General features: G+C 66.8%; 15 protein-coding genes. 5 read left to right on the top strand and 10 right to left on the bottom strand.

Translation table 11 applies throughout. From position 1 onward, the window contains the following. Nucleotides 1-33: 33 nt before the first annotated feature. Entirely contained in the window at nt 34-831 is a 798-nt protein-coding gene (locus tag KF715_03530) for an alpha/beta hydrolase (GenBank protein MBX3735738.1), read from the top strand. A gap of 143 nt (nt 832-974) precedes the next feature. On the opposite strand, the gene KF715_03525 is transcribed toward KF715_03530, so the two are convergent. The 5 genes from KF715_03525 to KF715_03505 form a co-directional block, all read right to left on the bottom strand. Further along, nucleotides 975-2,984, bottom strand: coding sequence for a M13 family metallopeptidase (locus tag KF715_03525; protein MBX3735737.1), 2,010 nt, complete (start codon nt 2,982-2,984; stop codon nt 975-977). 118 nt (nt 2,985-3,102) lie between these two features. Continuing rightward, a complete protein-coding gene (locus KF715_03520) occupies nt 3,103-4,293 on the bottom strand; it encodes a glycine C-acetyltransferase (GenBank protein MBX3735736.1) in 1,191 nt (396 codons plus the stop codon). Nucleotides 4,294-4,426: 133 nt separating this feature from the next. Further along, on the bottom strand, nt 4,427-5,467 hold the full coding sequence (gene tdh, locus KF715_03515) for an L-threonine 3-dehydrogenase (protein MBX3735735.1): 1,041 nt from the start codon (nt 5,465-5,467) through the stop codon (nt 4,427-4,429). A 114-nt stretch (nt 5,468-5,581) separates the two neighbouring features. After that, a complete protein-coding gene (locus KF715_03510) occupies nt 5,582-6,241 on the bottom strand; it encodes a DNA-3-methyladenine glycosylase 2 family protein (protein ID MBX3735734.1) in 660 nt (219 codons plus the stop codon). Continuing rightward, nucleotides 6,238-6,762, bottom strand: a complete 525-nt coding sequence (locus KF715_03505) for a methylated-DNA--[protein]-cysteine S-methyltransferase (GenBank protein ID MBX3735733.1) — start codon at nt 6,760-6,762, stop codon at nt 6,238-6,240. The genes KF715_03510 and KF715_03505 overlap by 4 nt, the downstream gene beginning before the upstream one ends. Nucleotides 6,763-6,935: 173 nt before the next feature. On the opposite strand from KF715_03505, the gene KF715_03500 reads away from it, so the two are divergent. After that, complete coding sequence (locus KF715_03500; GenBank protein ID MBX3735732.1) at nt 6,936-7,985, top strand: EF-hand domain-containing protein; 1,050 nt, start codon at nt 6,936-6,938, stop codon at nt 7,983-7,985. Nucleotides 7,986-8,010: 25 nt separating this feature from the next. Here the strand turns inward: KF715_03500 and KF715_03495 are convergent, their stop codons facing one another. Next, nucleotides 8,011-10,296 carry a S9 family peptidase gene (locus tag KF715_03495; protein MBX3735731.1) on the bottom strand — a complete coding sequence of 762 codons (2,286 nt, stop codon included), beginning with the start codon at nt 10,294-10,296 and terminating at the stop codon, nt 8,011-8,013. 137 nt (nt 10,297-10,433) lie between these two features. Between KF715_03495 and dgt the strand changes: the two genes are divergently transcribed. After that, the gene (dgt, locus tag KF715_03490) at nt 10,434-11,705 is read left to right on the top strand and encodes a dNTP triphosphohydrolase (protein ID MBX3735730.1); all 1,272 of its coding nucleotides are present in this window, start codon (nt 10,434-10,436) and stop codon (nt 11,703-11,705) included. A gap of 67 nt (nt 11,706-11,772) precedes the next feature. On the opposite strand, the gene KF715_03485 is transcribed toward dgt, so the two are convergent. After that, nucleotides 11,773-13,455, bottom strand: coding sequence for a putative transporter (locus tag KF715_03485; GenBank protein MBX3735729.1), 1,683 nt, complete (start codon nt 13,453-13,455; stop codon nt 11,773-11,775). 170 nt (nt 13,456-13,625) lie between these two features. Here KF715_03485 and KF715_03480 point away from each other — a divergent pair, with 170 nt between their 5' ends. Beyond that, complete coding sequence (locus KF715_03480; GenBank protein ID MBX3735728.1) at nt 13,626-14,891, top strand: hypothetical protein; 1,266 nt, start codon at nt 13,626-13,628, stop codon at nt 14,889-14,891. Nucleotide 14,892: 1 nt separating this feature from the next. On the opposite strand, the gene KF715_03475 is transcribed toward KF715_03480, so the two are convergent. The 3 genes from KF715_03475 to opgC form a co-directional block, all read right to left on the bottom strand. Further along, nucleotides 14,893-15,390 (bottom strand): hypothetical protein, encoded by a 498-nt coding sequence (locus tag KF715_03475; protein MBX3735727.1) that lies wholly within the window; start codon nt 15,388-15,390, stop codon nt 14,893-14,895. A 113-nt stretch (nt 15,391-15,503) separates the two neighbouring features. Then, nucleotides 15,504-16,190 (bottom strand): HD domain-containing protein, encoded by a 687-nt coding sequence (locus tag KF715_03470; protein ID MBX3735726.1) that lies wholly within the window; start codon nt 16,188-16,190, stop codon nt 15,504-15,506. Continuing rightward, the gene (gene opgC / locus KF715_03465) at nt 16,174-17,328 is read right to left on the bottom strand and encodes an OpgC domain-containing protein (protein MBX3735725.1); all 1,155 of its coding nucleotides are present in this window, start codon (nt 17,326-17,328) and stop codon (nt 16,174-16,176) included. The genes KF715_03470 and opgC overlap by 17 nt, the downstream gene beginning before the upstream one ends. A 147-nt stretch (nt 17,329-17,475) precedes the next feature. Between opgC and KF715_03460 the strand changes: the two genes are divergently transcribed. Continuing rightward, nucleotides 17,476-19,608: a S9 family peptidase gene (locus KF715_03460; protein MBX3735724.1), complete on the top strand. Its 2,133-nt coding sequence runs from the start codon at nt 17,476-17,478 to the stop codon at nt 19,606-19,608. The last annotated feature ends 88 nt before the right edge of the window (nt 19,609-19,696 follow it).

The raw sequence follows: 19,696 nt of genomic DNA, 5'->3' as shown, positions 1-19,696 counted from the left end.
ATGCGCCACTATTCGGGGGCGAATCCAGATCGCATGGCGCTGCACGACTATGGGAGAATTGGGTGCTGGCTCATCGTCGCGGGACTCGTGCTTTACGTCGCGCTCACGGCTCTCGCGGCCGGCATCGTCGACGGGATGCTCTATTATCCGGACTACGCCTCGCGCAAGGAACCGGCGAACGTGATTCGCATCCCGACGCCCGGCGGCGGCTCGCTCGCGGCGGTTTATCTGCCGAATCCCGCGGCGAAGCACACACTGTGGTTCTTTCACGGCAACGCGGAGGATCTCGGCTCGCTCGAACCGTTCCTGCGCGAGATGCACGCGCGCGGTTACGCGGTGTTCGCCTACGACTATCCCGGCTACGGTGTCAGCACCGGCAAGCCGAACGAGAAGGCAATCTACGCGGCGAACGCCGTCGCGGCGCGCTACCTGCAGGATAAACTGAAGGTGCCGCTCTCGCAGGTGATCCTCGTCGGACGCTCGCTCGGCGGCGGACCGGCGACCGATCTCGCCACGCGCGAGCCGGTCGCGGGGCTCGTGCTGCAGTCGACCTTCATGAGTGTCTATCGGGTGATGACGCGGGTGCGGCTGCTGCCGTTCGATCAGTTTGAGAACCTCCGCAAGATCGGGCGCGTGAAATGTCCCGTGCTCGTGATGCATGGCACGGCGGACGAGGTGATCGCGTTTCCGCACGGCGAGAAGCTCTACGCGGCCGCGACCGGTCGGAAGTCGCACCTCTGGATCGAGGGCGCGCAGCACAACGATTTCGTCGCCGTCGCCGGTGAGCGGTTTTGGACGGCGCTGCGAGAGTTCGATGCCTCGCTGCCGTGAGTCAGCGACGGTCGTTGGAGGGCGCGGCTACTGCCGCGCCGTTGACGTGCGAAGCTGGTGTGACGTCCGTGGCGCGGCAGTGAAGCGCCGCGCTTGGCAGCGGCGCCCACGATCGAGCGAATCCTTTCAGCGAGCCTCTTATCTCACCAAACTTCCGGCAACAGGTTCGCCGGACGCGGCTGGGCGAAGGCGTCGTAGAACTCGGGGAAGTTCGCCACCGGGCCGAGCACGCGCCACTTGATCGGGCTGTGCACGTCGGACTGGATGCGGGTGCGAATGTCCTCGGGGCGCTGGTTCGTGCGCCAGCCTTGGGCGAAGGCGATGAAGAAGCGCTGGTCGGGCGTGAAGCCGTCGATCGGCGCGAGGCGCTTGTTTGCGGTGGCGAGCTTGAACGCTTCGTAGGAGATGCGCAGGCCGCCGACGTCGGCGATGTTTTCGCCGAGCGTCTGCTTGCCCTCGATATGCAGGCCGGGGAGGGGCTCGAAGGCGTTGTATTGGGCGACGATGTTGTCGGCGAGTTTCTCGAAGCGCTGCACGTCGTCGTCGTTCCACCAGCCGTGGAGGTTGCCGTCCTGATCGTATTGGCGGCCTTCGTCGTCGAAGCCGTGCGTGAGCTCGTGGCCGATGGTGGAGGCGAGCGCGCCGTAGTTCGCCGCGTCGTCGGCCTTCTCGTCGAAGAACGGCGGCTGCAGGATGCCGGCGGGGAAACACATTTCGTTCAGCTGCGGCGAATAGTAGGCGTTGTTCGTCTGCGGGGTCATGAACCAATCGTTGCGGTCGACGGGCTTGCCGAGCTTTTCCAGGTCGCGGTGGTAGTTGAACGCCGACGCGGCGATCATGTTGGCGAGGTAGGAGTCGCGTGTGATCGTGAGCGCGCTGTAGTCCTTCCAGACGTCGGGGTAGCCGATCTTGCTGCGCATCGTCGCGATTTTTTTGTAGGCGGCCTGTTTGGTCGTCTCGCTCATCCAGGTCGAGGCGGCGATGCGGTTGTGCATCGCCTGAAGGTGAAACTTCACCATCTCGAGCGCGCGGGCTTTGGCCTCCGGGCTGAAGGCGCGTTTCACGTAGAGCTGGCCGAGGTCGAAGCCGATGGCACCGTCGGCGGCGGCGAGCACGCGCTTCCAACGCGGGCGCAGTTCGGTGCGGCCGGTGAGTTTTTTACCGTAGAAGGCGAAACTTTCGTCGACGAAGGCGTGGCCGAGGTAGTTGGCGGAATCGTGGAGCAGTGACCAGCGCAGGTAGGTTTTCCACGCGGCGAGCGGCTCGGACTTCGTCAGCTCGGCGAAGGCGGTGAAAAATTCCGGCTGTCCGACAAGCACGGCTTGCTCGCTCGCGGGCAACTGCGCCGCGGCGAAGAAGCCTTTCCAGTCGAAGCCGGGGACGGCGCCGTCGAGCTCGGTCAGCTTGAATTTGTTATAGTTTTTCTCGGGGTCGCGGAGGTCGACGAGCTTGCGCGAGGCGCCGGCGAGTTTCGTCTCGAACGCGAGGACGGTTTGCGCCGCGGCCTTGGCCTGCTCGGGTTGCTCACCGGCGAGGGCGAACATGCGCGCGATGTGCGCTTCGTAGGCCTGGCGGATGTCGACCGATTTCGGATCGGTGCGGAAATAGAACTCGCGCTCGGGCAGACCGAGGCCGCCTTGGGCGAAGGCGGGGATCATCGCGGTGCTGTCCTTGTCGTCGACGGTCGCGCCGAAGCGGAAGCCGCAGTCGGTGCCTTGGACGTAGAACTTGCCGAGGAGCGGGACGATGTCGGTGGGTTTTTCGAGCGCGTCGATTTGCGCGAAGTAGGGGGCGAGGGGACGGAGGCCGGCGGCTTCGATGGCGGCTTCATCCATGCCGGCGGCGTAGAAATCGCCGACGCGCTGGGCGATGGTGCCTTTCGGGCCGCTGGTCTTTGCCGACGTTTCGAGAATTTCCTTCACGATGGCGAAGTTCCGTTCGTCGATCTCCTGGTTGACGCCGTAGGCGGAGTATTCGCCGGGAATCGCCACCTTGTTGAACGCGCCGTTGGCGTAATCGTAGAAATCCTTCGCCGGATTGACAGCGAGGTCCATGTAGCTGCGGTCGACGGCGGTGATCGGTTTGGCGGGCGTTGCCGGCTGCGCGGAGGCGATGACGGCGACGAGTGCGGTGAGGGGGACGAGCGATTTCATAGGGTAATTTTGCGACGAGAAAAACGCACGGGCGCCGCGCTGTCACGCGGCGATTGCGCTGACGCGGCGAATGCAGGATTCGTCGCGTTTTTTTCGGGTCTGGTCGGACGCTGAACGCTCAGAGTCCGAGCTCGCGCTTGGTGGCGGCGAATTGCTCGATCGCGAACGCGAGGTCGTCCTTGCTGTGCGCGGCGGAGACTTGGGTGCGGATGCGCGCGGCGCCTTGCGGGACGACGGGGTAGAAGAAGCCGATCACGTAGACGCCTTTCTCGAGCATCTTGGCGGCGAATTTCTGCGAGAGCGCGGCGTCGCCGAGCATCACGGGCACGATCGGGTGCGTGCCGGGTTTGATGGTGAGGCCGGCCTTCGCGAGGCCTTCGCGGAAGAAGCGGGTGTTGTCCTCGAGTTTGTCGCGCAGCGCCGTGGAGCGGCCGAGGATTTCAAGGCACTTGATCGACGCGGCGGCGATGGTCGGCGCGATGGTGTTGGAGAAGAGATACGGGCGCGACCGCTGGCGGAGCAGATCGATGATTTCCTTTTTGCCGGAGGTGTAGCCGCCGCTGGCGCCGCCGAGGGCCTTGCCGAGCGTGCCGGTGAAGACGTCGACGCGGCCCATGACACCGCAGTGTTCGTGCGTGCCGCGGCCGGTCTTGCCCATGAAACCGACGGAGTGCGAGTCGTCGACCATGACGAGCGCGCCGTATTTGTCCGCGAGATCGCAGATGCCCTGGAGATTGGCGATGAAGCCGTCCATCGAGAACACGCCGTCGGTGGCGATGAGCTTGAAGCGGGCTTTGTTGGCGTCGGCTTCCTTGAGCTTCGTTTCGAGGTCTTCGAGGTTGTTGTTCTTGTAGCGGTAGCGTTGCGCCTTGCAGAGGCGGACGCCGTCGATGATCGAGGCGTGGTTCAACTCGTCGGAGATCACGGCGTCCTCCGCACCGAGCAGCGTTTCGAAGAGGCCGCCGTTGGCGTCGAAGCAGGACGAGTAGAGAATGGTGTCCTCGGTGCCGAGGAACCGGGAGATCGCGGCCTCGAGGTCCTTGTGCAGCTGCTGCGTGCCGCAGATGAAGCGGACCGAGGCGAGGCCGTAGCCCCAGCGGTCGAGGGAGTCGCGCGCGGCGGCGATGAGCTCGGGGCTGTCGGCGAGGCCGAGGTAGTTGTTCGCGCACATGTTGAGCACCTTCTGGCCGCTCGCGACGGCGATGTGGGCGGTCTGGTGCGTGGTGATGATGCGCTCGCGCTTGTAGAGGCCGGCGGCGTCGATCTCGCCGAGGGTTTTGCGGAGGTGGTCGTAGTAGGCGGAATTCATCGGTCAGGGTTTTGAACCACGAATGGACACGAATTGACACGAATGCCGGGCCCAGCGCGCAGGTGGCGATGGTCGGCTGTCTGTCATTCGTGTCTCTTCGTGTCCATTCGTGGTTAAGCAGATGGTTTTGGGTTTATTCCCAGTTCAGGACGATCTTGCCGGATTTGCCGGCGCCCATCAGCTCGAAGCCTTCCTGGAAATTTTCGACCGGGAAGCGGTGGGTGATGACGGGCGTAATGTCCATGCCGCCCTGCACGAGCGCGGTCATCTTATACCACGTCTCGAACATTTCGCGGCCGTAGATGCCCTTTATGTGAAGCATCTTGAAAACGACCTTGTTCCAATCGATCGCGACCTCGCCGGGCATGATGCCGAGCAGCGCGATGCGGCCGCCGTTGACCATGTTGTCGATCATCTGGCGGAGCGCCGCAGGATTGCCGGACATTTCCAAGCCGACGTCGAAGCCCTCGGTCATGCCGAGTTCCTTGTGCCAGACGTCGGCGAGGTTTTCCTTTGCGACGTTGACGACGCGAGTCGGATTGAGCTTCTGCGCCAGGGCGAGGCGGCCGTCGTTTACGTCGGTGATGACGATCTTGCGCGCGCCGGCGGCGCGCGCGACGGCGATGGCCATGCAACCGATCGGGCCAGCGCCGGTGATGAGCACGTCCTCGCCGACGAGGTCGAAGGAGAGCGTGGTGTGCACGGCGTTGCCGAGCGGGTCGAAGCACGAAACGACGTCCGTGTCCATCCCGGCGGGCACCTTCCAGACGTTCGATTGGGGAATCGTCACGTAGTCGGCGAACGCGCCGTCGCGGTTCACGCCCACGCCCTTCGTGTTCGGGCAAAGGTGGCGGCGGCCGGCGAGACAGTTGCGACAGTGGCCGCAGACGATGTGGCCTTCGCCGGTGACGAGCTGGCCGAGCGTGAAGCCCTCGACGCCCGCGCCGACATCGACGACGGTGCCGACGTATTCGTGGCCGATGATCAGCGGCGGCTTGATGGTCTGAGACGCCCACTTGTCCCATTTGTTGATGTGCACGTCGGTGCCGCAAATGGAGGTCTTCTTGATCTTGATCAGGACGTCGTTGACGCCGGGCGTGGGCACCGGGGCTTCGGTCATGATCAGGCCGGGACCGGCCGTGGGCTTCACAATGGCGCGCATTTTCGCGGGCATGGCAGGGGGTGGGTTGAGATTGCGGGTGAAGCTACGTGGCGCTCCCAGCGAAACAACCCCGAAGCGACCATCGCGGCGGGTTCCAAGCCGGTCTTATCGTGGGGGCTCGCGGCCTTAAATCTCGTCCGCGGTATCGATCGGCAATTCGAGCGAGCGCCACAGATACCAGCTCGCGACGCTGCGATACGGCTGCCAGCGGCGCGCGTGTTTCAGGATCGTGTCGGGTTTCGGGTCGCGTCGCTTGCGGTAGAGTTTTTGAAAGGCGAGTCGAATGGCGAAGTCGCCGGTCGGCATCACGTCGGGTCGTCCGAGGTGGAAAATCAGCAGCATGTGCACGGTCCACGGTCCGATGCCGCGCACGGTGGTCAGGCGTTCGATCAGTTGCTCGTCGCTCAACTTGGGTATTTCGGCCCACGCGGGCACGGTGCCGTCGAGGCATTTGGCGGCGAGGTCGCGGGCGGCGGCGAGTTTGGCGCGGGAGAGTCCGGCGGTGCGCAGCTGCTCGTCGGTGGCGTGCGCGAGAGCGGCGGCGGTGGGACCGCCATGATCTTCGAGAAGCTGCAGCACGCGCTGGTGGATCGTCGCCGCGGCCTTGGCATGCAGCTGCTGGTAGACGATCGAGCGGAGCAGCGCCTCGAACAGATTCGCGGCGGGCAGCAGTTCGAGGGCGAACGGGCCGACGCGTCCGATCACGTCGGCGAGCGGCGCGTCCGCCGCGCGCAAGTGCTCGACGGCCTCCGCTGGGTCGAATTGCAGCCGGTGGCGGCGGCTCATTCGGAAATCAGCTCCGCGCCTTCGAGCGCGAGCAGGCGGGTCTTGGTGCGCACGCCGCCGGGCGCGGAGAAGCCCGTCATCTTGTCGCTCGCCGACACGACGCGGTGGCAGGGCACGACGAGCGGCCAGGGATTCGTGGCGAGGGCGACGCCGACGGCACGCGCGGCTTCGTTGCCGAGTCCCATGGCCTTGGCGATCTCGCCGTAGCTTCTCTTGTATCCGGGTTTGATCGCCAGCGCGTGGAGGTAGACGGCCTGTTGGAAATCGCTCACGCGCGACCAGTCGATCGGCGCATCGGCGAAGTCCTGGAGTTTGCCCTCGAGGTGCGCCTGCACGCGCTCGATCAGACGGCGCAGCCACTCGGGGCGCGGTTCGTCGGCCGCCTTGCTGTGGGCCTTTTGGGCGAGATGCCGCTCGGTTTCCTCGACGTCGGCTTCGGGCAACTGAAATCCGGTCAATCCGTGCTCGTTCCAGGCGACGCCGCAGGTGCCGAAGGCCGTGGGGAAGAGCGTGTGGGGCATGGCGAGGCTGATAGCGCGCGCGAACATCGCGCGCAAGTCAGCGCCCGCGGTTTTACGGCGCGATGACGAAAATCGGGCGAGGAATTCGCCAGGCGCGGTCCGACAGGGACGAAGCGGGGGTTTCCCGATGTGGACGGGCGTAACTCCGGCATGGCCAGTGCGTCTCCTTTCGCATGGGTGGGCTGCCGCACAAGATCATCATCACGGGGACCGGACGCGCCGGAACCACGTTTTTGGTGCGGCTGCTCACCGAGCTGGGATTGGACACCGGTTTCACGCGCGAGAACTGGCGCGAGCACGTGCATGCGCACTGCTCGGCAGGGATGGAAAAGGATCTGACTGCGCCAGACGCGCCGCGCGTCGTGAAGGACCCGGATTTGTGCGAGCGGTTGCCGGCGATCCTGGCGGAGGGGCGCATCGTGGTGGAGCACGCCCTGGTGCCGGTGCGCGATCTCGCGTCGGCCTCGGCGAGCCGCGTGCGGATTGGGGCCGACGCGCCGGGCGGTATCGTCGGCACGGGCGACGCGCGGCAGCAGCCGGCGGTGCTGGCCGAGCGGTTTCACCATCTGGTCGAAACGCTCGTGCTGCACGACATCCCGCATACGTTCCTGGCGTTTCCCCGCTTCGCGTGCGATGCCGGTTACTGTTACGAGCGCCTGCGGTTTCTGCTGCCGGGTGTCTCGGCCGAGGAATTTGCCGTCGTGTTCGCGCGGGTGTCTGATCCGAAGCTGATCCACGATTTTCGCCAGAGCACGCCGAGCGGCGAGGTGGGACGTCCGTCGCGTGCGTATCGGTGGGGGGCGCGGCTGCGCAAGTGGCCGCGGCGTCTGGCGGTCGCGGCGGCGCTGGTGGCGGTGGGGGTGGCTGTGGGCGCCCGGCGGGCGCGTCCGCTGCCGTTGCCGCCCGTGCTCCCGACACCGGCCGCGCTGGCCGCGACGGAGAATGCGCGCACGGATTTCTTCGCGCAGCTGCATCGGGCGTTTTTGGCGGCCGACGACAATGCTGACGGCTATATTTCCGCTGACGAGCTGGCGTGGCTGGCGGCCATCGATCCTGCATTCGAACAGGAGCTGCAAGTTATCGAACACGGAGTGCCGATGAAGTGGGACCGTGTCTACGCGTCGTTCGACCTCAACCGCGACGGCCGCGTGAGCGAGCCGGAGTTCGTCGCAATGGTGGCCGGTGCCGATCGGCGGAGCGCGACCGGGAGTGCCGGGGAGTAGGGCCGCCGCTCAGGCGCGCGGCGGGTCAATTCTCGCCGATGTAGCGGCGGAAAAATTCTTCGTAACGCACAAGGCTATCGAGCCGCTGCTTCGGTTCGCCACTGCGGCTCATCTCGTGCGTGGCGCGCGGGTAGCGCACCGATTCCACGTCGCGGCCGAGCTGCTTGAGGCTGCGGAGAAGCATCTCGCTTTGCACGAAGCCGGTGCGGCGATCGTTGTCGCCGTGTTGGATGAGCAGCGGCGTCTTGATGTTCGCGACGTAGGTGAGCGGCGATTGCTCGGTGAGAATTTCGCGCAGGCCCGGCTCCCACGGATAACCGCCCCACGCGAGCGGGACGAGGCGCCAGGCGTTGCCTTCGCCGAAAAAAGTGAGGAGGTCGTAGACGCCCCGCTGCGCGACGGCGGCCTTGAAGCGTTGGTCGTGACCGATGATCCACGCGGTCAGATAGCCCCCGTAGGAACCGCCAGTAACGACTTGCCGCGCGGGATCGACGAACGGCTGCTTCGCCGCCTCGGCGGCGGCGGCGAGGACGTCGCTCGCCGGCCCTTTGCCCCAGTCGCGGTAGTTCGACGCCTGAAAATCCCGGCCGTAGCCGCCGGAGCCGCGCGGATTGGCGAACACCACGGCGTAACCGCGCGCGGCGAAGAACTGGAATTCGAGCCACATGCTGTCCTCGCCCGGGCCCCACATCGCGGAGGGGCCGCCGTGGATTTCGAGGAGGAGCGGGTATTTCTTGCCGGATTCGAGCGCGGTGGGCGCGAGCGTCCAATACTGCACGGTCTGGCCTTTGTCGTTGGCGAGCGTGTGCTCCGTGACCGCGGAAAGCTGGCGCTCGGCGAGCCACGCGGCGTTGTGGGTCGTGAGGGCGTGGTAGCCGAGCTTCGCGTTGGTGTCGCGGTAGAGTTCGGACGGATTTTCGGGCGTGGTGAGAACCTGAACGCAGCCGTGCGCGCCGACATCGTAGTCGCGCACGCCGAAGGTCGGCGATGCGGTGACGGTCTTCGCCTCGGTGCGGTCGAGGGCGACGTTGTAGAGTGGAAATCCGCCGCGGTCCGCCGCGATGAAGTAGATACTCTTGCTGTCGGGCGCCCACTTGAGGTTGCCGGCGCTGCGGTCGAGCTTGGCCGTGAGCACGCGATGCGCGCCGCCGGTGGCGCGCACGACGCCGACGGCGGCTTGCTCGTAGCCGAACAGGCGGCCGCGATTGATCGTGAACGCGACCCATTGGCCGTCGGGTGAAGGTTGCGGGTTGAGGACGGAGTGGTCGGCGACCTTCAGAAAATCGCGCACGCCGCCACCCGCAGCGTCGACGAGGTAGAGGCTGGCGGTGAACGAGCGGTCGGGATTTTCGTCGGGATCGGTTTGCGACGTGCAGACGATGGACTTGCCGTCGGGCATCCACTCGGCGCCGACGTAGCCGGTGTAGCCCGGCGTGAGGTCGTGTGCTTCGGCGCCTTCGCGGGCGTCCTGCACGAAGAGGTGCGTGAACGAGAAGTCGGGATTGATGTCGGACTCGCTCTGGAAATTCAGGCGGGCGAGCGCGCGCGGGTTGCCGTCGGCCTCGTTGCGGGCGAGCCATTCGCGACGCTCCTGGAGCGTGCCGTCCGCCTTCGCGAGGGCTACGGCGGACAGGTCCGTTTCAGATTGGGTGGCGGCGGATGATTTCGTCTCGGGTGCTGATTTCGCGGCGGGACCCTTCTTGGCGGCGGCGTAGTTCTGGGTGTCGTTGGCGCTGCGTCCGGGGCGTTCGACCGGCCATTTCGGTTGGGCGGGTTGGCCGGCTTTTTCCAGCGCGGCGCGGACTTGGGCGTAGTCCAAATTCGAGGTGAACAGAATGCGCGAGCCGTCGGGCGACCACTTCGGGGCGACCGCGCCGGTGTCGATCTTGGTGAGCGGTGCTGCTTCGCCGCCGGCAAAGGGCAGCAGGTGGATCTGCGGCTTGCCGTCGACCGTGCGCACGAACGCGATGCGGTCGCCTTGCGGGCTCCAGGCGGGCGCGGCGGCACTGCTGCCGTGAGTGAGCTGGCGCGGGGCGCCGGAGCCGTCGGCGGCGACGAGCCAGAGATTGGTGTGGTAAACCCAGTCGTCCTTCGCGTCCGGCTTGGGCTCGATCGAGCGGACGACGTAGACGATCCACTTGCCGTCAGGGGAGAGGGCGGGCGACTCCAGTTGTTTGAGCTTCAGCAGATCGGTCGCGCGGATGAGCGACTTGGCGGGCGGCGCCTCGGCGGCGCGAAGAACCGGGAGGCTCGCGACGAATGCGAGCACGCCGGCGACGACCAGCAAGCGGGGCAAAGTCAGACGTGGCATGGCGGGGCACTCTGCGCAGGCGGGCGGACGAGTCGAAGCCATTCTACGGTGGAGAACTTCGGCCTCGGCTGCCCGGCCCGGAGCCACGCCCTGTTTTCTCGTTGCGACCGGCGGGCCTTTGCGGGACGAAAGCGCGGATGCCGCAAAACAAGTTCTACAACGCCTTCGACGTGCAGGAATGGGGCGGGGGCCGGAAGCCCGACTATCGCAGCCCGTTCCAGATCGACCGCGACCGCATCATCCACGCGCACGCCTTTCGGAAACTGCAGTCGAAGACGCAGGTTTTTCTCAGCGGCGAATACGATTTCTACCGCACGCGCCTCACGCACTCGATGGAGGTCGCGCAGATCGGACGCTCGATCTGCCACTTTCTGCTCAGTCGCGGCGCGCCGCTGAAAGACGACTTTTTCATCGACTCCGACTTGGTCGAGGCGAGCTGTCTCGCGCACGACATGGGCCATCCGCCGTTCGGGCACTCAGGCGAGCGGACGTTGCAGGAGTTGATGAAGCGCCGCGGCGGCTTCGAGGGCAACGCGCAGACGCTGCACCTCCTCTGCGAGACGATTTACCAGAACGAGACCGGCGTGAAGGGCATGCAGCCGACCCGCGCGCTCCTCGACGGCATCCTGAAATACAAGAAGCTCTACACGGAGTTCGCGACGCCGCCGATCAACCACTTCATCTACGATCCGCAGGAGCCGATCCGCGAATGGGTCTTCGAGGGCAACCGCATCCCGGGCTCGCTCATGCGCGGCAACGCGCTGAACGAGTTCAAAAGCGTCGAGTGCCAGATCATGGACTGGGCCGACGACGCCGCGTATTCGCTCAACGACATCGTCGACGGCGTGCGCGCGGGCTTCCTCACCATCGAGCGCGTCGAGCGCTGGGCGGCCGGCGAGGAGATCGACGCCGCGAAGCAGCGCCACATGGACTCGCTCTTCGACGCGGTCCGCGCGGACCGGCTGGAGAACGTGTTCTCGCAGAAGATCGGCGCGTTCATCCAGGCGTGCCGCCTGAAGGAGCGCGACAATTTCATGGCCGCGAAGACCAACCGCTATGCGTTCGAGCTCGTCGTCGACGCGGCGGCGGTCGAGGAATCGATGTTCTTCAAGAAAATGGCGAACGACGTGATCTTCGAGAGCCCGCAACTCGAGCAGCTCGAGCACAAGGCGCGCGTCATCCTCAATGCGCTGTTCAACGCCATTTGGGAAAACTACGCGCAGCGCAGCGAACGCGTGATCACGATCCTGCCCGGCAACGTCAGCCGCCTGATCGACGCCGAGAAGACGCTCGACGGCAAGGCGCGCCGCATCTGCGACTACCTCGCCGGACTCACCGACGGCATGATCGTGCGCACGTATCGCCGGCTCTTCGATCCGGAGTTCGGATCGTTCCGCGACCTCAGCTGAGGCGATGCTCGCCGCAGTGGTCGGGTAGGGGCCGTTGCCCTCAACGGCCCCACACAGGCGCCTGGCTTCAACCGCCGTTCGCCACGCGCCAGAGGATGAACACGAGCAGTTGCGCGGTGAAAACGCGCAGCAGCATCACGAGCGGATAGACGGTCGCGTAGGCGACTGCCGGAGCATCGCTGCCGGTGGATTGCTGCGAGAAGGCGAGCGCCGGCGGGTCCGTCATCGAGCCGGCGAGCAAGCCGCACAGTTCGGTGTAGTTCACTTTCTTCCATGCGCGTGCCACGAAGGCCACGATCAGCAGCGGCACGATGGTCACGGCTGCGCCCCACGCGAGCCAGGTGAGACCGTTGCCGCCGAGCAATACGCTCACGAAACGCTCGCCGGATTTCATGCCGACCGCCGCGAGGAACAGGGTGATGCCCATCTCGCGCAGCATGAAGTTGGCGCTGGGCGGCAGGTGCCAGACGAGCGAGCCGGTGTTGGCGAGACGCGACAGGAAGATGGCGACGAGCAGCGGGCCGCCGGCGAGGCCGAGTTTCACGGCTGCTGGGAGCCCGGGGATGACGAGAGGAATCGAACCCACGACCACGCCGAGCACGATGCCGAGGAAGAAGGGGATGGGGTGCGGGTGTTCGAGTGCCTTGGTGGAATTGCCGACGGCCACCGCGACGGCGTCGAGCCCGCGCTCTTCGCCGACCGCCATCAGAATGTCGCCGAACTGGAGCTTGAAACCGGGGCTGGCGGAAAAAACCAGCGCGTTGCGGGTGACACGCGTGATGACCACGCTGTGCTGGGTCAGCACGTCGAGGTCGCCGATGGGTTTGCCGAGGACGGCCACCTTCGTGACGAGCAGGCGGCGGTTCGCGACGTGTCCTGGCACCGATTTCAGATCCACGCCGGCCTCGGCGCCGATGACGACGCGGAGCGCGTCGACTTCCTCCTCGGGGCCGACGACGTGCAACACGTCGCCGAGTGCGAGTTCGGTTTCCGGGCGCGCGACGTCCACCACGCCGCCGCGGGAGAAACGGGAGACGACGACGCGAGAGCCGCGCAGGCTCGGGATGGCTTCGATGCGGCGGCCGACGAGATTCGCGTTGCGCACCTCGAGGCTGCGGCCGGTCGGCGGCGGGACGTTGGGGCGGATGGCGGCCTCGGCCTCGCGGACTTCCTTGGCGACGTCGACGCGAAACACTTTTCGCACGAGCACCATGGCGATGATGATGCCGAGGATGCCGAACGGATACGCGACCGCATAGGCGAGACCTTGGATGGCGGTGGTGTCGGGCGGCGCGGCCATCTGCTTGAACGCCTCGCCGGCAGCCGCGAGCGAGGGCGTGTTGGTCGTCGCACCGGAGAGCAGGCCGACGCCGGCGGCGAGGGGCACGGTGTGCGTGAAGATCAGCGTCGCGGCGATGAGCGAGCCGCCGAGCACGATGCACGCGGCGAAGCCGTTGAGCGCGAGGCCGCGCTCCTTCAGCGAGGAAAAGAAGCCGGGGCCGATCTGCAGACCGAGCGTATAGACGAAGAGGATCAGGCCGAACTCGCGGACGAAATCCAGCACCTCATGGTTCGGCGCGAGCTTCAGGTGCCCGAGCAGCAATCCCGCAAAAAGCACGCCGGCCACTCCGAGGCCGACGCCGCGCACTTTCAGTTTTCCCAGGGCCGTGCCGACTGCGCCCGCCGCCGCGAGCAACATCACTGTCCGCGCTACCGAATCCTGGGTGAGAAGTGAGGTCAGGGTATCCACATTTTCCAGCGTAGCGCGGGTGTGTGGCGCCTCCTGTGCAGTTCTTGGCCAAACCCAAGCGTGCGCGCGCGCAACTGTGTCATGGTCGCTTCTGTGTCATCGGCAAGATAGTGCGCACATTTGCCAAACTCCGCCCCGTGCCGCTGCGTCGCGCGCGCTAGGCTGGGAGCATGGACAAGCGTGCTTTGTTTCTCGTGGGAATTCTGGGCGCCGCGCCGGCAGCGCTGAACGCGGCCGATGCGCCGGCGAAGTTCGTCGCGGAGGCGGCGGCACGCGTGATCTACGATTCCAACGTGTTTCTCCAGGATGGCGGCCCGCTGCTCGCGGGGGCGACCACGTCGGCGCCTGCGCGCGAAGGCGCGTGGGTGACGAGCACGGCGGCGGGTGTGGCGTGGATCGGTCGCGCGGGCGACGCGGGGAAGTTGGAACTCGGCTACCGCGCCGAGGTGTTTCGCTTCGACGGGCTGGCAACAGAAAATCACGACGACCATCGGGTGCGCGCGGCGCTGGCCGGCGCGCGCGGTGCGGCGACGTGGGATGTCGCGGTGAGCGAGTTGTGGACGAACGGCGCGCACCTCGCGCCGCTCTACAACGTCGTGGGCGGCGGTCCGGCGATCGGCGGCGAGCCGGTGCGCGCGCGCCGGTCGCAATCGATCTTCAAGGGTTCCGCGCGGCTGACCGTGAAGCAGACCGGCGGGTGGTGGCGCGCGATGGCGGCGGGGCTCGCGCAGGATTTCCACACGGGTTTCGCGAGCGGGTGCGCGTCGTATGTCGACCGCGCCGAATACTCGGCCGGGGCGGAATTCGCGCGGGAGCTGCGGCCGGGTTTGGCGTGGGTGATCGGCGCGAGGGCCGGCCGGCAGGAGCAGAAGGACCGGCCGCCGACGGTGGCGCTCAACTCGACGAACGATCTCGTGCGCGTGCTGGCGGGCGTTGAAGGCAGGTTGTCGCCGCAGTGGAAAATCGATTTGCGCGCGGGGCCGGATTTCCGGCGCTTCACCGCGGCGCAGCCGGCGGCGCTCGGGCGGAGTCGCGTGCCGCCTTACGTGGAGGCGGCGATCGCGTGGACGCCAGACGCGGCGGACACGGTGTCGCTGAGCGGGCTGCATCGGCTGTGGCCGGCGTCGAGCGGGCGTGGCGTCTACGAGGACTCGACGTGGGAGCTCGGTTGGAAACACGCGTTCGACCAGGTGTGGGCGTTGCGCGCAGCGCAGAAGTTCGCCGACGCCGACAACCACCGCGATGCGTATCCCGGCACGAAGGCGTGGCACGACCAGATCCTCACGACGACGTGCGCGGCGGAGTATCGCTGGAGCAAACACGTCGTGCTCGACGCCGCGATCGCACGCGAAGCGGGCGAGGGGTTGTTGCCTAATACGCCAGGCCGGGCCTACACGCGCGTGCTGTGTTCGCTCGGCGCGACGGGGAGCTGGTAAGTCAGGCGCCGCGGCGGCCGCGCACCAGCACGCCGGCGGTGTAGGCGAGGTAGTAGCCGGCGGTGACGCCGAAGATCAGCAGCGTGAGCGGGCTTTGGAAAAGCGGCGGGGGGGGCGCGCCAATTTCCGGCGGATTCGCGAGCAGGACCGTGAAGCGATAGACGAGGCGTCCGACGAACAGGAGCGTGAGTCCGATGCCGAGCAGGGCGTTCGGTGTGTAGAAGTTGCCCGCTGATGTCATTTCCCAGCGCGTGAGGCGCAGGCCGAGAACGGCCAGCGCGACGCCCACGATCAGGCCGCCGACCTCGGCTTCGAGCGACGTAAGAAAAGGTGCGGCGAAGATGGTCACGAGTCCGACGATGCCGGTATAGATCGCGAGCCGAACGGCGAGGCCCGCGGGGCGGAGCGGCTGGCGTCCGATGTTGCGACGCGCGCGCACGTAGATGCGCCAGACGACGAACGGAATGAGGATGGCGGGTGCGAGTTGCGTGGAAGTCATCGCGGCAAGACTAGACGGGGCGCGGGAACGGACTCAATCCCGGGCGGGCCGGAGGTCGCACGGGAGGCGCGAACGGAAATTTGCCGGGTTCGAGTGGAGCTCCGCCGATTCGCTCACGGGGCGGGAGTCTTGGCCAGGGCGCCGGTCGCGACGGCGGCGTCGAGTATCTGTTGCGCGTAGGCCCAGAGCGCGGTTGAGCCTTCGCGCGCGTGCTGGTTGCGGGCGACGACCTTGTCGTAGGTCACGCCGTGGTGGCGCCAGCGCTCGCCGCCGGTGAGGCAGTTGAGCAGCATGGGATGGAAGCGGTCGCAGGCCGCGGCGAATTTCGCCTCGGGTGTCGTGCGCGCTTCGAACTCGTCCCACAGCGCACGGAAGTCGGCCGCTTGGTCCGGCGGGAGCAGGCCGAAGATGCGCTCGGCGGCGCGGGCTTCGCGCTCGTGCTGGTCGGCCATGTGCTTCGTGTCGTAGGCGTAGGTGTCGCCGGCGTCGATTTCCACGAGGTCGTGGATGAGCGTCATCTTGAGCACGCGCAGGACGTCGAGCGGCTGGTGGTTCGAGTGCTCGGCGAGCGTCATGACCATGAGCGCGAAATGCCATGAGTGCTCGGCGCTGTTCTCGGCGCGACGGCTCTGGGTGTTGAGGGTCTGGCGGAAGACCTCCTTCAACTTGTCGGCTTCGATGATGAACTGCATCTGGCGCGCGAGGCGCTCGGCGGGCGAAAGTGGGATCACGGGCGCAGCGAAGCACGAAGTAGCGTCGGCTTCCAGCCTGCAACCGCGGCAATCAGCGCGGCGCGACATGCGCCATGTTGCGCGGCGGCGGCTTCGGCGCGGGGGCGCGGAGCAGCCGCGCGATGGCCGCCTCGATGCGGCGCGTGCGCTGCCAGTGCTGGAAGGCGGCGACGCCGAACACCGCGCCGAGCATCGCCGCCGTGCCGATGGCGCGGCCGAGCGCGGTCGTCGCGAAGAGTTCCGGATAGGTGGTGAGCGCGAGCGCCACGAGGCATTGCGCGGCAAAGGCCGGCAGGGCGAATTCGCCGACGAGGGCGAGCGGACGCCAGGTAAACGCCCCCGGAAAAACGGTGGCGGCGCTCGCGACGAGGTAGGCGACGAGCGCGAAGTCGGCCAGCCGCAGCGCGCCGAGCGTGGTCTTGTTGGTCAGCACGGCGAGTTGGTCGACGGGCAACGGAGCCGGCACGATGCCGTGCCGCACGAGCCACAGCGCCACGGCCGCCGCGAACGCCAGCGCGAGCGGCCAGGCGCGCGGCTCGAGCAGGCGCACGCCCATCGCCTTGTGCGCGCCGAGGACGGCGCCGGCGACGAAAAGGAATTGCCACGCGAGCGGATGCAACGCCCCGAGATCGATGCGTCCACCCCAGGCCCAGATGCCGCCCGAGGCGGATTGAGTCACCGCCCAGATAAGAAAGCTCAGGGCGAGCACGACGAACCCGCTCCCGCGCAGCGACGCGCGCAACACCCAAGGCAGCGCGAGCAGGAGCACGCAATACATCGGCAGGATGCCGAGCAGTCCGGGTTGATAGAGCAGGGTGAGGCCGAGCCAGACGGAGTTGAGCGGCTCGGTGACGAACCACGGCGGCAGATGCGGCGAGACGGCATGCGTGTAGAGCGTGTAGAGAAGCGTCCACACGAGCGCGACGAAGTAGGTCAGCAGATGCGTGCGGTAGACCGTGCCGGCGCGCCGCGCGCTGGCCGCGCACGCCGCGGCGAAGCCGCGCTCGAGCAGGCGGCGCGCATACACCCAGCCGGCGACGAGTCCGGACATGAACACGAAGCCCTCGGCCGAACTCACGAAGCCGAGCGCCTGGTCCGTCGCGCCGCGCAGGTCCGAGGCGATGTGATTTGTCGCCATCAGCACGACCAGCAATCCCCGCAACGAATCGAAGCGGCGGTCGCGGACATGGCCGGGCGTGACGGGCATGCCTCTCAGTGCGCGGCGGGGAACCGTTGGTTCCGCGCAATGTCGGTTCCGGGGAGAAAATCCCGCCGTTCGTCCCGGTGAAACGCGTTCGTCGCATTTCCCGGGCGCGGGCTTGCGAGCGCGCGGCTTTCCGTTTTTCTCCGCCGGATGCGATTCACCGCTCTTACCCCGTTGGCGGCGCTGGTGCCCGCGCTGGCCCTCGCCGCGAATTATCCTGTCAGCCAGACCGTCGAGCACATCGACGACTATCACGGCACCAAGGTCGCCGACCCGTATCGCTGGCTCGAGGACATCGACTCCGCCGACACGAAGGCGTGGGTGAAGGCGCAAAACGACTACACCGACGCGCAGCTCGCGCAGATGCCCGAGGTCGAGCAGGTGCGCCGCCGCCTGACCGAGCTGTGGAACTTCCCGCGCGCCGGCGTCCCGTTCAAGGAGGGCAAGTGGTATTTCTTCACCCGCAACGACGGCCTGCAAAACCAGTCGCCGCTCTACGTGCAGGAGGGACTCCACGGCACGCCGCGCGTGCTGATCGATCCGAACACGCTGGCGGCCGACGGCACCGTCGCGGTGACCGTCACGTCGCCTTCGCCGGACGGCAAATGGCTCGGCTACGGCCTCGCGCGCGCCGGTTCGGATTGGAACGAATTTTATCTGCGCGACATCGCGACCGGTCAGGACGCGCCCGATCAGATCAAATGGGTGAAGTTCTCCGGCATGAGCTGGTCGCACGACGCGCAGGGCTTCTTCTACACGCGCCTGCCGGAACCTCCCGGCGGCAACGCGAAGGTTTTTTCCAAGATCGAGAACCGCAAGCTGCACTACCATCGCGTGGGCACGGCGCAGAGCGATGACCCGTTGATCTTCGCGCTTCCCGAGCACCCCGAGTGGGGCTTCGGCGGACAGGTCTCGTCGGACGGCCGCTATCTCGTCATCGGCGTCACGCAGCCCGGCAAGCTCGGCAACTCGGTTTACTACATCGACCTCGTGGACGGGCACGCGCCGCAGCTCGGCGGCGCGGTGGTGAAGCTCGTGGACGAATTCGCCTCGAGTTACGGCTTCATCGGCAACGTGGGCCGCACGCTGTATTTCTCCACCAACGCCGACGCGCCGCGCGGCAAGGTGATCGCGGTCGATCTCGACGCCGGCCTCGCGGCGGCGAAGACGATCGTGCCGGAATCGACGGACACGCTGGAAGGCGTCCGCATCTCCGCGGGCAAGATCGTGGCGACCTACATGCACGACGCCGCGAACCGCATCGCGCTCTACGAACTCGACGGCAAATCCGCGGGCGAAATCGCGCTGCCGGGCCTTGGCTCGGTCACGAGCGTCTCCGGCAAGTTCAAGGACCCTGAGCTGTTCGTCGGCTTCGCGTCGTTCCTCGCGCCCGGCACCGTGCTGCGCCACGACCTCGCCAGCGGCCGGACCGAGACCTTCGCGGAGACGAAAGTCGGCTTCGATCTCTCGGCCTACGAGGTGAAGCAGGTGTTTTATCCGTCGAAGGACGGCACGAAGATCCCGCTCTTCCTCGTCCACAAAAAGGGCCTCAAACTCGACGGTTCCGCGCCCGGCTGGCTCTACGGCTACGGCGGTTTCAACATCTCGCTCAAGCCGTCGTTCGCGGTTCCGCCGCTCGTTTGGATCGAGCGCGGCGGCGTCTACGCGGTCGCGAACATGCGCGGCGGCGGCGAATACGGCGAAGCGTGGCACAAGGCGGGCACGAAGGAGCGGAAGCAAAACGTGTTCGACGACTTCATCGCCGCGGCCGACTGGCTCTGCGCCAACGGCTACACCTCGCACGCGAAGCTCGTGCTCGACGGTCGCTCCAATGGCGGCCTGCTGCTCGGCGCGGTCGTGAACCAACGCCCCGACCTCTGCGCGGCCGCCGTGCCGGCGGTCGGCGTGATGGACATGTTGCGCTACCACAAATTCACCGTCGGTGCCGCGTGGGCGAGCGACTACGGCAACTCAGATACCGCGGAAGGCTTCGCCTATCTGCGCGCCTACTCGCCGCTGCACACCGTGAAGGTCGGCGCGAAATATCCCGCCGTGCTCGTCACGACCGGCGACCACGACGACCGCGTCTATCCCGCGCATTCCTACAAATACACCGCGGCGGCGCAGGCCGGTGCGGCGGCGGGCAGCGGTCCGATCCTGATCCACATCGAAGCCAACGCCGGCCACGGCGGCTCGAGCGGCACGTCGCCGGTCTCGAAGACGATCGCCGACTGGGCGCTGCGCATGGGCTTCGGCGCGCACTTCGCGGGCTGGGGCAAATAACGCACTCGCGGTTCTCACTGGAGGGCGCGGCTACGGCCGCGCCGTGCGGCGAGGCGTCAGAGGTATTCGCGGCGCGGCGGTAGCCGCG

This window comes from Candidatus Didemnitutus sp., assembly GCA_019634575.1.
Taxonomy (GTDB): Bacteria; Verrucomicrobiota; Verrucomicrobiia; order Opitutales; family Opitutaceae; genus Didemnitutus.
Note: the sequence above shows the minus strand (reverse complement) of the source record. Positions and strands in the feature narration are given on the sequence as shown.

Bases quoted from the DNA above. Each gene is read 5' to 3' on its own strand.
- KF715_03505 (MBX3735733.1), bottom strand. From the start codon at position 6,762: ATGCCCCACACGCTCTTCCCCACGGCCTTCGGCACCTGCGGCGTCGCC.
- KF715_03520 (MBX3735736.1), bottom strand. From the start codon at position 4,293: ATGAATTCCGCCTACTACGACCACCTCCGCAAAACCCTCGGCGAGATC.
- KF715_03530 (MBX3735738.1), top strand. From the start codon at position 34: ATGGCGCTGCACGACTATGGGAGAATTGGGTGCTGGCTCATCGTCGCG.
- dgt (MBX3735730.1), top strand. From the start codon at position 10,434: ATGCCGCAAAACAAGTTCTACAACGCCTTCGACGTGCAGGAATGGGGC.
- KF715_03460 (MBX3735724.1), top strand. From the start codon at position 17,476: ATGCGATTCACCGCTCTTACCCCGTTGGCGGCGCTGGTGCCCGCGCTG.
- KF715_03510 (MBX3735734.1), bottom strand. From the start codon at position 6,241: ATGAGCCGCCGCCACCGGCTGCAATTCGACCCAGCGGAGGCCGTCGAG.
- tdh (MBX3735735.1), bottom strand. From the start codon at position 5,467: ATGCCCGCGAAAATGCGCGCCATTGTGAAGCCCACGGCCGGTCCCGGC.
- KF715_03525 (MBX3735737.1), bottom strand. From the start codon at position 2,984: ATGAAATCGCTCGTCCCCCTCACCGCACTCGTCGCCGTCATCGCCTCC.
- KF715_03470 (MBX3735726.1), bottom strand. From the start codon at position 16,190: ATGTCGCGCCGCGCTGATTGCCGCGGTTGCAGGCTGGAAGCCGACGCT.
- opgC (MBX3735725.1), bottom strand. From the start codon at position 17,328: ATGCCCGTCACGCCCGGCCATGTCCGCGACCGCCGCTTCGATTCGTTG.
- KF715_03500 (MBX3735732.1), top strand. From the start codon at position 6,936: ATGGGTGGGCTGCCGCACAAGATCATCATCACGGGGACCGGACGCGCC.
- KF715_03495 (MBX3735731.1), bottom strand. From the start codon at position 10,296: ATGCCACGTCTGACTTTGCCCCGCTTGCTGGTCGTCGCCGGCGTGCTC.
- KF715_03475 (MBX3735727.1), bottom strand. From the start codon at position 15,390: ATGACTTCCACGCAACTCGCACCCGCCATCCTCATTCCGTTCGTCGTC.
- KF715_03480 (MBX3735728.1), top strand. From the start codon at position 13,626: ATGGACAAGCGTGCTTTGTTTCTCGTGGGAATTCTGGGCGCCGCGCCG.